This window comes from Streptomyces sp. WM6372 (genome assembly GCF_001279655.1).
Taxonomy (GTDB): Bacteria; Actinomycetota; Actinomycetes; order Streptomycetales; family Streptomycetaceae; genus Streptomyces.
In genome coordinates, this window is the sequence record NZ_LGDB01000058.1 from 1 (window position 1) to 14,655 (window position 14,655).

A 14,655-nucleotide genomic window follows, 5' to 3' on the forward strand; every position below is an offset into this window, starting at 1 on the left:
CTGCAGGGGGGACCCTGTGGGAGAGTAGGACGCCGCCGAACAATCATTGTAGAAAGCCCCGTACCGGGTATCCGGTACGGGGCTTTTCTGCGTTCTGGGCCGGTGCGGCTTCCTGTAGGGTCAGGAGGCATCGTTCGTACGTTCAACAGTGGAGGCCCCCGGGTGGAGGTCCAGGAGACTCGGGTTCAGACGGACCGAATTTTCACCATTCCGAACATCCTGAGCATGGCTCGCCTCGCCGGCGTGCCCCTGTTCCTCTGGCTGATTCTGGAGAAGCACGACGGCTGGGCACTGGCCGTCCTCATGCTCAGCGGGGTCAGCGACTACCTCGACGGCAAGCTGGCGCGGCGCTGGAATCAGATCAGCAACCTCGGTCGGCTGCTGGATCCGGCCGCAGACCGGCTGTACATCCTCTCCACGCTCTTCGGTCTGACCTATCGAGACATTCTGCCGCTGTGGCTCACCGGGGCGCTGGTGGCCCGTGAGCTGATGCTGCTCGTCATGGTCTGGATCCTGCGCCGTCACGGCTATCCGCCGCCGCAGGTCAACTTCCTCGGCAAGGCCGCGACCTTCAACCTGATGTACGCCTTCCCCCTGCTGTTGCTCAGTGACGGTACGGGTTGGTTGGCCTGGATGGGGGCAGTTTTCGGATGGGCGTTCGCCGGATGGGGTACAACCCTCTACTGGTGGGCAGGAATCCTTTACGTGGTGCAAGTCCGCCGGCTCGTGAAGGCGGACGCCGCGGCCGATTGAGCTCGCTCGGCGTGGTGCTGACGCGGAGGAGTTGCGGAGTCACCGTCCGGGACGGGTGAGGTCGGCGAGAACGTCGTCTCTCTAGGAGGACTCTTCCGACATGAAGGCCGTCGTGATGGCCGGTGGCGAAGGCACTCGCCTTCGCCCCATGACCTCGAGCATGCCCAAGCCGCTCCTGCCGGTGGCCAACCGGCCGATCATGGAGCACGTGCTCAGGCTGCTCAAGCGGCATGGGCTCAGCGAGACCGTTGTTACCGTCCAGTTCTTGGCCTCACTCGTCAAGAACTACTTCGGTGACGGCGAGGAGCTCGGAATGGAGCTCACCTATGCCAACGAGGAGAAGCCACTCGGCACCGCCGGCAGTGTGAAGAACGCCGAGGAGGCCCTGAAGGACGATGCTTTCCTCGTCATTTCCGGCGATGCGCTCACCGACTTCGACCTCACCGACCTCATCCGCTTCCACAAGGAGAAGGGCGCACTCGTCACGGTGTGCCTGACCCGGGTGCCGAACCCGCTGGAATTCGGCATCACCATCGTGGACGAGGAAGGCAAGGTGGAGCGCTTCCTCGAAAAGCCGACATGGGGACAGGTGTTCTCGGACACCGTCAACACCGGTATCTACGTGATGGAGCCCGAGGTCTTCAATTACGTGGACCCGGATGTTCCGGTCGACTGGTCGGGCGATGTCTTCCCGCAGCTGATGAAGGAAGGCCGGCCGATCTTCGGCTATGTGGCCGAGGGCTACTGGGAGGACGTCGGTACGCACGAGAGCTACGTCAAGGCGCAGGCCGACGTACTCGAAGGCAAGGTCCAGGTCGACATGGACGGCTTCGAGATCTCGCCCGGCGTGTGGATCGCCGAAGGTGCCGAGGTCAGCCCGGACGCCGTGCTGCGCGGGCCGCTGTACATCGGGGACTACGCCAAGGTCGAGGCCGGCGTGGAGATCCGCGAGCACACGGTCGTCGGTTCGAACGTCGTCGTGAAGAGCGGGGCCTTCCTGCACAGGGCCGTCATCCACGACAACGTCTACATCGGGCCCCACAGCAATCTGCGCGGCTGCGTCATCGGCAAGAACACCGACATCATGCGGGCCGCCCGGATCGAGGACGGCGCCGTCATCGGCGACGAGTGCCTGGTCGGTGAGGAATCGATCATTCAGGGGAACGTGCGCGTCTACCCCTTCAAGACGATCGAGGCCGGCGCCTTCGTCAACACGTCGGTGATCTGGGAGTCGCGCGGTCAGGCGCATCTGTTCGGCGCCCGTGGAGTCACCGGCATCCTGAACGTGGAGATCACCCCCGAGCTGGTGGTCCGGCTCGCCGGGGCGTACGCGACGACCCTGAAGAAGGGCGCGACGGTCACCACGGCCCGTGACCACTCCCGCGGCGCGAGAGCGCTCAAGCGGGCGGTGATCTCGGCGCTGCAGTGCAGCGCGATCAACGTGCGCGACCTGGAGAACGTACCGCTGCCGGTGGCGCGGCAGCAGACCGCGCGGGGTACCGCGGGCGGGATCGTGGTGCGGACCTCGCCCGGAGTACCGGACTCGGTCGACATCATGTTCCTGGACGAGCGGGGAGCGGACCTCTCGCTCCAGCAGCAGCGCAAGCTGGACCGGGTGTACGCGCGGCAGGAGTACCGGCGGGCGTTCCCGGGCGAGATCGGCGACCTGCAGTTCCCGGGCAGTGTCTTCGACGCCTACACGGGGTCCCTGCTGCGCCGGGTGGACACGACCGGTGTCGCCGATTCCGGGCTCAAGGTGGTCGTGGACGCCTCCAACGGCAGTGCCGGGCTGGTTCTGCCCAGCCTGCTGGGCCGGCTCGAAGTGGACGCGCTGACGATCAACCCGGGGCTCGACGAGTCCCGGCCGACGGAGACCGCGGAGTCCCGGCGGGCCGGGCTGGTGCGGCTCGGGGAGATCGTGGCCTCGGCGCGGGCCGCCTTCGGAGTGCGCTTCGACCCGGTGGGCGAGCGGATCTCCCTGGTGGACGAGCGCGGGCGGATCATCGAGGACGACCGGGCACTGCTGGTGCTGCTCGACCTGGTGGCCGCGGAGAAGCGCAGCGGCAAGGTGGCGCTGCCGGTGACCACGACCCGGATCGCCGAGCAGGTGGCGGCGTACCACGGGACGCAGGTCGAGTGGACGACGACCTCGCCCGACGACCTGACGCGCGTGGGCCGGGCGGAGAACACGATCTTCGGCGGGGACGGCCGGGGCGGCTACATCGTTCCGGAGTTCAGCAGCGTCTTCGACGGGTCGGCGGCGTTCGTCCAGCTGATCGGGCTGGTGGCGCGGACGCAGCTCACGCTGAGCCAGATCGATGCGCGGATACCGCGAGCCCATGTACTCAAGCGGGACGTGCCGACCCCGTGGGCGGTGAAGGGGCTCGTCATGCGGCGGGTCGTGGAGGCGGCGGGGGACCGGCAGGTGGACACCACCGACGGTGTGCGGGTGGTCGAGGCCGACGGGCGGTGGGCGCTGGTCCTGCCGGACCCGGCGGAGGCGGTCACGCACCTGTGGGCCGAGGGTCCCGACGACGCGTCCGCGCAGGCGCTGCTGGACGAGTGGGCGGGCGTGGTGGACGGCGCCGGGCACTGAGCTCCCGTAGCCGACGGAAACGGCGTGGTCCGGTGGGCCGGGTGCGGCGGAAGCCGCTCCCTGTCCACCGGACGGGCGCATTCGGTGTGGGCGGCGCCGACATGCGACGATGAGCGGCATGTCGCAGCCGCCCCACAACCGGAGTTCGGCGCCGGCGCCTCCCGCGCGCCCGGACGCCTCCATGTCGCTGCTGACGCACGTGATGGACCACAGCCTCGACGAGGGCTACGCGCAAGCGTCGGCCCGGCGCGAGGCGGAGGGCACGGCGGGTCTGCCGCGCACCCTGAAGGCCAAGCTGGCGCTCGCCGCCGGGCTCGTGCTCGCCGCCATGGTCGTCACGCTGGGTGCCGCCCAGGCGCGGATAGCCGCGCCGGTGCTGGCCAAGGAACGGCAGGAGCTGATCGACCGGGTGCAGCGGGCCGACGAGCACGCGGACGGCCTGGAGCGGGACATCGAGCGGCTGCGGGAGAACGTCGCGAGCCGCCAGCGAGAGGCGCTCAAGCAGCACGGCGGGGACCAGGGGCAGCTCGTGGCGCTGCTGTCCGGTGCGACGGAAGTCCAGGGGCCCGGTCTCAAGCTGGTCGTGGACGACGCGAAGGGCTCCTCCTCGGGCGGTGGCGGCAAGCCGCGCGAGAACGCCGGGTTCTCGGACACCGGCCGGCTGCGGGACCGGGACATGCAGAAGATCGTCAACGGGCTCTGGCAGTCCGGCGCCGAGGCGGTCTCGATCAACGGGCAGCGGCTGACGGCGTTGTCGGCGATCAGGGCCGCGGGCGACGCGATACTGGTCGACAACAGGCCGCTGGTGCCGCCGTACGAGGTGCTGGCGGTGGGGGACAAGAAGCGGCTCGGGACGGCCTTCCAGGACTCCGCGGACGGCCAGTACCTGCACGCGCTGCAGGAGAACTACGGGATCCGCGCCACCTTGTCCCCGGCGGACGGGCTGCGGCTGCCCGCCGCGTCGAGCCTGACCGTACGTACAGCTACAGCAGAAGAGCCGAAGAAGGGTGCATCGTGATCGCGGTACTGGGCCTGGTGGCCGGAGTGGTGGTCGGACTTCTGGTCCGGCCCGAAGTGCCGGCCGTCGTCGAGCCTTATCTGCCGATCGCCGTGGTGGCGGCGCTGGACGCGGTGTTCGGGGGTCTGCGCGCGATGCTGGACGGCATCTTCGTCGACAAGGTCTTCGTGGTGTCGTTCCTGTCGAACGTGGTCGTCGCGGCGCTGATCGTCTTCCTCGGCGACAAGCTGGGCGTCGGCTCGCAGCTGTCCACCGGTGTGGTCGTGGTCTTCGGCATCCGCATCTTCTCCAACGCCGCGGCCATCCGCCGGCACGTGTTCCGGGCGTGAGGCCGATGGGTACGAACGACAACCCGCCCGAGGAGCCGATGGGCTCCGAGCTGCCGCCGGAAGACGGGCCGGCCCGGCCCGCCGAGCCCGCGGCGGCCGGCGAGGGAGCCCGGGGCGGCCAGGCCGGTCAGCCGGGTCAGCCCGGTGAGCCCGGCCAGGCCGCGAAGCCCGCCGAGGCCGCGCAGAGCGGCCGGCGGCGGCTGGCGGAGGCGGTGTGGCCGCCGCGCGTGAGCCGCGCCCAACTGATCGTCGCGCTGCTCCTGTTCGTCCTCGGGTTGGGCCTGGCCATCCAGGTGCGCTCGAACAGCGACTCCAGCGCGCTGCGCGGTGCCCGTCAGGAGGACCTCGTACGGATCCTCGACGAGCTCGACGGGCGGACCAAGCGCCTGGAGGACGAGAAGCAGCGGCTGGATGACCAGCGCAAGGAACTGGAGAGCAGCTCGAACCAGGCCGAGGAGGCCCGTCGCCAGACGGTCGAGAAGGAACGCCAACTCGGGATCCTGGCCGGTACGGTGGCGGCGCAGGGACCGGGCATCACCTTGAAGATCACCGATCCCAAGGGGCAGGTGCAGTCGGACCAGCTGCTGGACACCCTCCAGGAGCTGCGGGCGGCCGGGGCCGAGGCGATCCAGGTCAACGGGGTGCGCATCGTGGCGAGCTCGTTCTTCTCGGACGAAGGCGGCGGGATCGGGATCGACGGTAAGAAGATCACACAGCCTTATGAGTTCAAGGTGATCGGCAAGCCGCAGGATCTGGAGCCCGCCCTGAACATTCCCGGCGGTGTCGTGCAGACGCTGGAGAAGGAACAGGCCACCGTTGCCGTCACACGGTCGGCGAAGATCGTTGTGGATGCCTTGCGGGCTGCGAAGCAGCCTGACTACGCTCGGTCGTCAACGTCGTGACGCGGGACGGAGCGCGGACGGGCTCACGCGGGCTGATGCCTGCGGGGGGTCGGCGCACTGAAGTCGTGCCGCGTGGTGGAAACTGTCTGGTGGTTACGGACGTTGTGAGAATGTCCGGGTCGGCAGGTGTGTGCATTCGGAGTTCGTCCTGCCCCACGGGCGGGTCTGTTTCGTTCAAGGGGAATCGCCCGTGAAGTTGTTTGAGAAGTTGTTCGGCAAGAAGAACCGCGAGGAAAGCGGTGCGGCCAAGCACCGCGCGGGGCAGGGAGAGGTGGAAGGGCAGGGCGACCGGCCGCTCTTCCGTGACGAGGTCGCCGGCGCGGGGGATGTTTCGGGCGCGCCGGGCGCGTCGTCTGTTGACCCTGCCGGTTCCGGACGCATAGGTTTCGGTGAACCATCAACCTCAAGTTCGGGTGGAGGGTTTGCCCCCGACCCGTATGCCACCAATGCCTCCGCGGGGCAGCCGCGGCGCGAGGAGCCGTCCATGTCGGCCGAGCAGGTTTGCAGCAGGTGCGGACACCGCAGCGATGCGGCCAGCCGGTTCTGCTCCAACTGCGGCGCGCCGCTGCGGGCGGGCCTGACGCCGGAGCGTGCCTCGGAGACCACGTCCACCATCTCGATCTCGGGCCTCGAGGCCTACGAGGCCGAGGTGTCGGGACAACAGCACGTGTCGTCCTCGCTGTCCCCCGAGGCCCAGGCCGCGGTGGAAGCTCTGCCTCCGGGTTCCGCTCTGCTCATCGTGCGGCGCGGACCCAACTCCGGCAGCCGCTTCCTCTTGGACGGTGAGCTGACCACGGCGGGCCGGCACCCGCAGAGCGACATCTTCCTGGACGACGTCACGGTCTCCCGGCGGCATGTCGAGTTCCGCAGGAGCCAGGACGGCGGCTTCACCGTCGCCGACGTGGGCAGCCTCAACGGCACGTACGTGAACCGTGAGCCGATCGACTCGGTCGCCCTGCACAACGGCGACGAAGTACAGATCGGCAAGTACCGGATGGTCTTCTACGCGAGCCTGCGGGGCATCTGACCGCCCCCTGGGCTCCGCCTGGGGGGACACCCACCTCCGGACCCCGTCCGGGGGACACCCCCAGAGGGAAGGTCCCATGCTGCGTATCCCGGCCGGCGGTGCCCCGAAGAGCGGCGCCGCCGGCAGTGCCGGCTCGGCCGGGCGGCTGGTGAGCATCGGCACGGTGCTCACGCTGCTGCGCGACGAGTTCCCCGAAGTCACGATCTCGAAGATCCGCTTCCTGGAGGCGGAGGGGCTCGTCGAGCCCCGGCGCACACCTTCCGGATACCGCAAGTTCAGCACCGAGGACGTCGAGCGGCTGGCCCGGATCCTGCGGTTGCAGCGGGACCACTACCTGCCGTTGAAGGTCATTCGCGAGCAGTTGGACGCGCTCGCCCGCGGCGAGCAGATCCGGATCCCCGCGCCCACGGCGCACGGGGAGTCCGTCGATCCCGCGAGCCCTTCCGCCGTCTACGGCGAGGTAGGCCGGGAGCGGTCCACCGCGGCCCGGGTGGGGCGCGCCGAGCTGCTCTCCGCGGCCGAGGTGGACGAGGCGCAGCTCGCGGAGTGGGAGTCGTACGGGCTGATCGGAGAGGCCCCGGGCGGCGGATTCGACGCCGAGACGGTCACCGTGGCCCGGCTGGTGGCGGATCTGGGCCGGTTCGGGCTGGAGCCGCGGCACCTGCGGGCCATGAAGGCCGCCGCGGACCGCGAGGCGGGTCTGGTGGAGCAGGTCGTGGCACCGCTGCGGCGGCACCGCAACCCGCAGACCCGGGCGCACGCCGAGGCCACTCTGAAGGAGCTCGCGGGGCTGTCCGTACGGCTCCACGAGGCCCTGGTACAGACCGCGCTCGGGGTCCGTCTGCACTGACCTCGGTGATCCCCGAGGGGGGCCCGACTACCCAAACCTGCCGGGCAGGTCCTAGGGTTGCTGTGTGAACGAGCTCGACGTTGTGGGTGTCCGGGTGGAAATGCCCTCCAACCAACCGATCGTGCTCCTGCGTGAAGTGGGAGGCGACCGGTACCTCCCCATCTGGATCGGACCAGGGGAGGCGACCGCCATTGCCTTCGCGCAGCAGGGCATGGCCCCTGCCCGGCCGCTGACGCACGACCTGTTCAAGGACGTGCTGGAGGCGATCGGCGAGGAGCTCACCGAGGTCCGGATCACGGATCTGCGGGAGGGCGTCTTCTACGCGGAGCTTGTCTTCGCCAGCGGGGTCGAGGTGAGTGCGCGGCCTTCCGACGCCATAGCGCTGGCCCTGCGTACCGGGACGCCGATCTACGGGAGCGACGGCGTGCTGGACGACGCCGGAATCGCCATTCCGGACGAGCAGGAGGACGAGGTGGAGAAGTTCCGCGAGTTCCTCGACCAGATCTCCCCGGAGGACTTCGGTACCGGCCCGCAGTGAGCCTTCGGCCGCGCCGTCCGCGCCGCGTGTCCACGGGGTGAATCAGCCCATTCGGTTAGCTTTTCCCCGGCACAGGACACGGGAAACCACTCTCAGGGTGATTATCACTCGGCGTGCCGAGTGTGGCGATCGTTGACGCACCCCTGGTGACTGCCTACCTTCGAGGGGGCAGGTCAAGGACGGAGGGTCGGCGTGAGAGTCACGGGCGACGGTACGACCGGGGGCATCCCCGTGCGGAGTGACGGTGGGCCGTACCCGCTCCACGGCAGTGCGGCCGGTTCCGCGCGCCGCCAGCCGGACAACGCGCCGGTCGCACCGGTGGGCGCGGACGCGGCACCCGAGCAGGTGGGCTACCGGGGACCGACCGCGTGCGCCGCGGCGGGCATCACGTACCGCCAGCTCGACTACTGGGCGCGGACCGGGCTGGTGGAGCCCACGGTGCGCCCCGCGTACGGCTCGGGGACCCAGCGTCTCTACAGCTTCCGGGACGTCGTCGTCCTGAAGATCGTCAAGCGCTTCCTGGACACCGGGGTGGCGCTGCAGAACATCCGGACCGCCGTCCAGCACCTGCGCGACCGCGGGTTCTCGGACCTGGAGCGCATGACGCTGATGAGCGACGGCGCCACCGTGTACGAGTGCACCTCGCCGGACCAGGTCGTGAGCCTGCTCCAGGGCGGGCAGGGCATCTTCGGCATCGCCGTGGGCGTGGTCTGGCGCGACGTGGAGAACGCGCTGTCGCAGCTGCACGGCGAGCGGGTCGACACCGGCGAGACGGTGGTCGGCCACAACGCGACGGACGAGCTGGCGGCGCGGCGCAACCGGGCCGGCTGAGACCCCTTCCCGGCGCGGTCGGAAGACGCCGGGCCCGGCCCCGGCCGAATGTCAGTGGCATGAGGCAGCATCGGGGCTGTGAGAGCCGCGCCGACCATCCTGCACCTGGACATGGACGCCTTCTACGCCTCCGTGGAGCAGGCGTCGAAGCCGAGCCTGCGCGGGAAGGCCGTGATCGTCGGCGGGCTCGGACCGCGCGGGGTGGTCGCCACCGCGTCCTACGAGGCCCGGCGCTTCGGGGTGCATTCGGCGATGCCGATGGGCCAGGCGCGCCGGCTCTGCCCGAACGGCGCGTACCTGATCCCCCGCTTCCGGCTGTACCAGGCGGTCAGCGAGGTGGTCATGGGACTGCTGCGGGAGCTGTCCCCGCTCGTGGAGCCCCTGAGCCTGGACGAGGCCTTCGTGGACCTGGAGGCGGGCGGGACCGCCTTCGACTCGAAGAGCGCCCGGGAGACGGGGGAGCGGCTGCGGGCGGACATCCGGGCCGCGACCGGACTGAGCGGCTCCGTCGGGCTGGCGGGCTCCAAGATGCTGGCCAAGGTGGCGTCCGAGGAGGCCAAGCCGGCCGGGCTGCTGCTGATCGAGCCGGGGACCGAACGGGAGCTGCTCGCCCCGATGACGGTACGGACCCTGCCCGGGGTGGGGCCGGTCACCGGGGAGCACCTGCGGCGGGCCGGCATCAGCACGGTCGGGGAGCTGGCCGAAGCCGGGGAGGACGAGCTGGTCCGGCTGGTGGGGCGCTCGCACGGGGTCGGGCTGTACCGGATGGCGCTGGGGCTGGACGACCGGCCGGTGGTCGCCGAGCGCGACGCGAAGTCCGTGTCGGTGGAGGACACCTTCGACGTGGACCTGCACGACGCGGTGCGGATCCGGACCGAGGTGCAGCGTCTCGCCGACCGGTGCGTGCAGCGGCTGCGGGGCTCGGGGCACTCGGGGCGCACGATCGTGCTGAAGGTGCGGCGCTACGACTTCTCGACCCTGACGCGCTCCGAGACGCTGCGGGGGCCCACCGACGACCCCGCGGTGGTGCGGGAGGCCGCGGCGCGGCTGCTGGAGGCGGTGGACACCATGGGCGGGGTCCGGCTGCTGGGGGTGGGCGTGACGGGCCTCGCGGACTACACGCAGGAGGACCTGTTCGCGCAGTCCAAGGCGGCGGAGGCGGAGGCCGCCGCGGAGGCAGCCGCGGAAGCAGCGGCGGAGGCAGCGGCGCAGGCGGCTGCCGAGGCGGCCGTGGAGGGCGCGGCCGCCGAGCCGGCAGGTGCCCGGGAGGCCGGGGTGCCAGGAGCGCCTGGAGGGCCCGGAGAGGCCCCGCAGGGTGCGCAGACGGCAGCGCCGGCCGGGGAACCGGAGCCCGCCCCGGAGCGGCGCTGGGCGGCCGGGAGTGACGTACTGCACGCCGTGTACGGGCCCGGGTGGGTGCAGGGCAGCGGGGTCGGGAGGGTGACCGTGCGGTTCGAGCAGCCCGGATCGCCGCCGGGCCGGGTGCGGACCTTCCGGGTGGACGACCCCGAGCTGGAACCCTCCGATCCGCTGCCCCTCGTGGGGCAGGCCGGGACGGACGGGATCTAGGGGGTGTCCTCGCCGTTCGCCAGGCGGCCGAAGTCGCGCTGGATGTCCGACGGGAGGGAGACGTCCAGTCCGTAGTGGTGGTAGAGCTGGAGTTCCTGTTCGGGGGAGAGGTGGCGGCCGACGCCGAAGTCGGGGGCGTCCTTGATGAGGGAGCGCTCGAAGGGGACCCGCAGGGTGTCGTCGACGACCTCGCTCGGCTCCAGCGGGACGAACGCGTCCCGGCTGAACAGGCCCGTCCGGACGGCGGCCCATTCGGGCACGCCCGTGGCATCGTCGAGGTAGACCTCGTCAACGGTGCCGATCTTGGTTCCGTTGCGGTCGAACGCCTTGCGGCCGATCAGGCTGCGCGGATCGATGTCGGTCTGCACGGTCCCTCCATATGGTCGCAACTCCTCCGTAATGACTACAGAAGGGCATTTCCGGAGTACGGGCCACTCGAGGCAGGTCCCAGAACCTCGCTGGTAGGCTGGGTGATGGCTGTTGACCCTGTGCGGGAGAGTCCTCCGAGTGAGTACGACGGAGGCGCCGAAGGAGCAAATCCTCCCCGGAATCTCTCAGGCATACGTACCGCACGTGACGAGGCCACTCTGGAAAGCAGGGGCGGGTACCGGGCGCGCAGTGCCGGTTCCCCTCCTCACCGACGGTGAAAGCCGGAATCCGCGGGTCACCCCCGCGACTCCGGTGAAGCTCTCAGGTTGAGATGACAGAGGGGGAGGCCGTCCGGGTGCCCGCGCCGTGGTGCCCCTCGCAGGTCGTACGACCCAGGAGGCCTCCGTACATGACCGCCAACCGCATTCCGCTCTCCCAGCTGGAGCGAGGCATCCCCTTCGAGCAGCGCCACATCGGCCCGGATGCCGAGGCGCAGGCGAAGATGCTCGCCCACGTGGGCTACGGCTCGCTGGACGAACTGACCGCCGCCGCGGTGCCGGATGTGATCAAGAGCGCCGAGGCGCTGAACCTGCCCGAGGCGCGGACCGAGGCCGAGGTGCTGGCCGAGCTCCGCTCCCTCGCCGACCGCAACCAGGTCCTCACCCCGATGATCGGTCTCGGCTACTACGGGACCTTCACGCCGCCGGTGATCCTGCGCAACGTGATGGAGAACCCGGCCTGGTACACGGCGTACACGCCCTACCAGCCCGAGATCTCGCAGGGCCGCCTGGAGGCGCTCCTCAACTTCCAGACCGTCGTCGCCGACCTCACCGGTCTGCCGACCTCCGGCGCCTCCCTGCTCGACGAGGGCACCGCGGCCGCCGAGGCCATGACGCTGGCCCGCCGCGTCGGCAAGTCCAAGGGCAACATCTTCCTCGTCGACGCCGACGCGCTGCCGCAGACGATCGCCGTGATCGAGACCCGCGCCGAGCCGATCGGCATCGAGATCGTCGTCGCCGACCTCTCCGAGGGCATCCCGGCCGAGGTCGCCGAGCGCGGCGTCTACGGTGTGCTCCTGCAGTACCCGGGCGCCTCCGGCGCCGTACGGGACATCAAGCCGGTCATCGACCAGGCGCACGGCCTCGGCGCGATCGTCGCCGTCTCCGCCGACCTGCTCGCGCTGACCCTGCTGACCTCCCCGGGCGCGCTCGGCGCGGACATCGCCGTCGGCACCACCCAGCGCTTCGGCGTCCCGATGGGCTTCGGCGGCCCGCACGCCGGCTACATGGCCGTCCAGGACAAGCACGCCCGCTCGCTGCCGGGCCGCCTCGTCGGCGTCTCCGTGGACGCGGACGGCAACAAGGCGTACCGCCTGGCCCTGCAGACCCGCGAGCAGCACATCCGCCGCGAGAAGGCCACCAGCAACATCTGCACCGCGCAGGTGCTGCTCGCCGTCATGGCCGGCATGTACGCCGTCTACCACGGTCCGGACGGCCTGCGGACGATCGCCCGCCGTACGCACCGCTACGCGGCCCTGCTCGCGGCCGGTCTGACGGCCGGCGGCGTCGAGCTGGTGCACGGCTCGTACTTCGACACCCTCACCGCCCGGGTGCCCGGCAAGGCCGCCGAGGTCGTCGCCGCCGCCCGCGAGGGCGGGGTCAACCTGTTCCAGGTCGACGCCGACCACGTCTCCGTCTCCTGCGACGAGACGACGCTGCGCGCCGGCGTCGAGGCCGTCTGGGCCGCCTTCGGCGTGAGCGCGGACATCGAGGCGCTGGACGAGACCACCGCCGACGCGCTGCCCGAGGCCCTGCTGCGCTCGGACGACTACCTGGCGCACCCGGTCTTCCACCAGCACCGCAGCGAGACCGCGATGCTGCGCTACCTGCGCAAGCTGGCGGACAAGGACTACGCGCTGGACCGCGGCATGATCCCGCTGGGCTCCTGCACCATGAAGCTCAACGCGACCACCGAGATGGAGCCGGTCACCTGGCCCGAATTCGGCCAGCTGCACCCGTTCGCCCCGGTCGAGCAGGCCGAGGGGTACCTCACGCTCATCACCGAGCTGGAGGAACGTCTCTGCGAGGTCACCGGCTACGACAAGGTCTCCATCCAGCCGAACGCCGGCTCCCAGGGTGAGCTCGCCGGTCTGCTGGCCGTCCGCGCCTACCACCGGGCGAACGGTGACGAGCAGCGCACCGTCTGCCTCATCCCGTCCTCCGCGCACGGCACCAACGCCGCCAGCGCCGTGATGGCCGGCATGAAGGTCGTCGTCGTCAAGACCGCCGACGACGGCGAGGTGGACGCGGCCGACCTGCGCGCCAAGATCGAGCAGTACCGCGACGAGCTCGCCGTACTGATGATCACCTACCCCTCGACGCACGGTGTGTTCGAGGAGCACGTCGCCGACATCTGCGCCCAGGTGCACGAGGCCGGCGGCCAGGTCTACGTGGACGGCGCCAACCTCAACGCCCTGGTGGGCCTGGCCAAGCCGGGTCACTTCGGCGGCGACGTCTCGCACCTGAACCTGCACAAGACCTTCTGCATCCCGCACGGCGGCGGCGGCCCGGGCGTCGGCCCGGTCGGCGTCCGGGCGCACCTGGCCCCGTACCTGCCGAACCACCCGCTCCAGCCGACCGCGGGCCCGGAGACGGGCGTCGGCCCGATCTCGGCGGCGCCGTGGGGCTCGGCCGGCATCCTGCCGATCTCCTGGTCGTACGTGCGCCTCATGGGCGGCGAGGGCCTCAAGCGCGCCACCCAGGTGGCCGTACTCGGCGCGAACTACATCGCCAAGCGCCTGGAGCCGCACTACCCGGTGCTCTACACCGGCCCGGGCAACCTGGTCGCGCACGAGTGCATCATCGACATGCGCCCGCTGTCCAAGGCGACGGGCGTCAGCATCGACGACATCGCCAAGCGCCTGATCGACTACGGCTTCCACGCGCCCACCATGTCGTTCCCCGTGGCCGGCACGCTGATGATCGAGCCGACGGAGTCCGAGGACCTCGCCGAGATCGACCGCTTCTGCGACGCGATGATCGCCATCCGCGGCGAGATCGACCGGGTCGCGGGCGGCGAGTGGCCGGTGGACGACAACCCGCTGGCGAACTCCCCGCACACGGCGGCGGCGCTGGGCGGCGAGTGGAACCACCCGTACAGCCGCGACGAGGCCGTCTTCCCCGGTGGGGTCACGGCCGCGGAGAAGTACTGGCCGCCGGTGCGCCGCATCGACGGTGCCTTCGGCGACCGCAACCTGGTCTGCTCCTGCCCGCCGCTGGACGAGTACGACAACTGACACATTCGTATGACGTGACGGCATGACGAAGGGGCCGGTCCGGGAGAATCATTCCGGGCCGGCCCCTCGTCGTTCGTCCCTGCTCCGTTCCCGTTCAGTGCTGTCGCCGACTAGGCCGCCTTCATCACGTGCGCCGCCGCGAGCGGGCGGTGCGGGGCGATGATCTGGCCGTCCGGCAGCAGCTCACCGGTGTCCTCGAAGAGCAGGACGCCGTTGCACAGCAGGCTCCAGCCCTGTTCCGGGTGGTTGGCCAACGGCTTGGCGGCCTCCCGGTCGGCGGAGTCGGCTGACGGGCACGCTGGCTGGTGCTGGCACATGGATGCGTTCTTTCGCTGCGATGTGGTCTGTGTGCTGCGGCTCGAAGCTTTGTTCATGGCCGCCCCCCGTATCAACGTCTTGGTTTGGTCAGGGTCCCAGTGTTGCCCTCCGGAGTTGCGTCCGCAGGGATTTCCCGGCAGCTGTCCTCATAGATTGATGACGCATCACTCGTGCGGGCGGTTCAGGTCAACTCCCCTGTCATTTCGGATGGTTCGGGGATGGCCCGGCCGGGCTAGGCCGAATGGGTCGTACGGACCACC

Annotated in this window: 13 protein-coding genes and 1 riboswitch; of the genes, 11 read left to right on the top strand and 2 right to left on the bottom strand. The window is 70.3% G+C overall.

What is annotated here, in order from left to right:
- The first annotated feature begins 162 nt into the window (after positions 1-162).
- The 10 genes from ADK52_RS06645 to ADK52_RS06690 all read left to right on the top strand — a co-directional run bounded on the left by ADK52_RS06645 (position 163) and on the right by ADK52_RS06690 (position 10,413).
- Positions 163-753: a CDP-alcohol phosphatidyltransferase family protein gene (locus ADK52_RS06645; protein WP_053688838.1), complete on the top strand. Its 591-nt coding sequence runs from the start codon at positions 163-165 to the stop codon at positions 751-753.
- Between the two features lie 100 nt (positions 754-853).
- On the top strand, positions 854-3,349 hold the full coding sequence (locus tag ADK52_RS06650; RefSeq protein WP_053688839.1) for a mannose-1-phosphate guanyltransferase: 2,496 nt from the start codon (positions 854-856) through the stop codon (positions 3,347-3,349).
- A gap of 109 nt (positions 3,350-3,458) precedes the next feature.
- Positions 3,459-4,367, top strand: coding sequence for a DUF881 domain-containing protein (locus ADK52_RS06655; protein WP_182508702.1), 909 nt, complete (start codon positions 3,459-3,461; stop codon positions 4,365-4,367).
- Positions 4,364-4,696, top strand: a complete 333-nt coding sequence (locus ADK52_RS06660) for a small basic family protein (RefSeq protein WP_053688841.1) — start codon at positions 4,364-4,366, stop codon at positions 4,694-4,696. Before ADK52_RS06655 ends, ADK52_RS06660 begins: the two co-directional genes overlap by 4 nt.
- A gap of 38 nt (positions 4,697-4,734) precedes the next feature.
- Complete coding sequence (locus tag ADK52_RS06665; RefSeq protein ID WP_078988049.1) at positions 4,735-5,598, top strand: DUF881 domain-containing protein; 864 nt, start codon at positions 4,735-4,737, stop codon at positions 5,596-5,598.
- Between the two features lie 130 nt (positions 5,599-5,728).
- Entirely contained in the window at positions 5,729-6,625 is an 897-nt protein-coding gene (locus tag ADK52_RS39665; RefSeq protein WP_078622164.1) for an FHA domain-containing protein, read from the top strand.
- 76 nt (positions 6,626-6,701) lie between these two features.
- Positions 6,702-7,475, top strand: a complete 774-nt coding sequence (locus tag ADK52_RS06675) for a MerR family transcriptional regulator (RefSeq protein WP_182508703.1) — start codon at positions 6,702-6,704, stop codon at positions 7,473-7,475.
- 64 nt (positions 7,476-7,539) lie between these two features.
- The gene (locus ADK52_RS06680) at positions 7,540-8,013 is read left to right on the top strand and encodes a bifunctional nuclease family protein (RefSeq protein ID WP_030009777.1); all 474 of its coding nucleotides are present in this window, start codon (positions 7,540-7,542) and stop codon (positions 8,011-8,013) included.
- A 192-nt stretch (positions 8,014-8,205) separates the two neighbouring features.
- A complete protein-coding gene (locus ADK52_RS06685) occupies positions 8,206-8,844 on the top strand; it encodes a MerR family transcriptional regulator (RefSeq protein WP_053688843.1) in 639 nt (212 codons plus the stop codon).
- 78 nt (positions 8,845-8,922) lie between these two features.
- Positions 8,923-10,413: a DNA polymerase IV gene (locus ADK52_RS06690; RefSeq protein WP_053688844.1), complete on the top strand. Its 1,491-nt coding sequence runs from the start codon at positions 8,923-8,925 to the stop codon at positions 10,411-10,413.
- On the opposite strand, the gene ADK52_RS06695 is transcribed toward ADK52_RS06690, so the two are convergent.
- A complete protein-coding gene (locus tag ADK52_RS06695; RefSeq protein WP_030158407.1) occupies positions 10,410-10,781 on the bottom strand; it encodes a PRC-barrel domain-containing protein in 372 nt (123 codons plus the stop codon). The genes ADK52_RS06690 and ADK52_RS06695 overlap by 4 nt on opposite strands.
- A gap of 113 nt (positions 10,782-10,894) precedes the next feature.
- Positions 10,895-10,993, top strand: a riboswitch (glycine riboswitch).
- Positions 10,994-11,191: 198 nt separating this feature from the next.
- Between ADK52_RS06695 and gcvP the strand changes: the two genes are divergently transcribed.
- Positions 11,192-14,077, top strand: a complete 2,886-nt coding sequence (gcvP, locus tag ADK52_RS06700) for an aminomethyl-transferring glycine dehydrogenase (RefSeq protein WP_053688845.1) — start codon at positions 11,192-11,194, stop codon at positions 14,075-14,077.
- 110 nt (positions 14,078-14,187) lie between these two features.
- Here gcvP and ADK52_RS06705 read toward each other — a convergent pair whose 3' ends face one another.
- The gene (locus tag ADK52_RS06705) at positions 14,188-14,394 is read right to left on the bottom strand and encodes a DUF5999 family protein (protein WP_030158404.1); all 207 of its coding nucleotides are present in this window, start codon (positions 14,392-14,394) and stop codon (positions 14,188-14,190) included.
- Between the last annotated feature and the right edge of the window lie 261 nt (positions 14,395-14,655).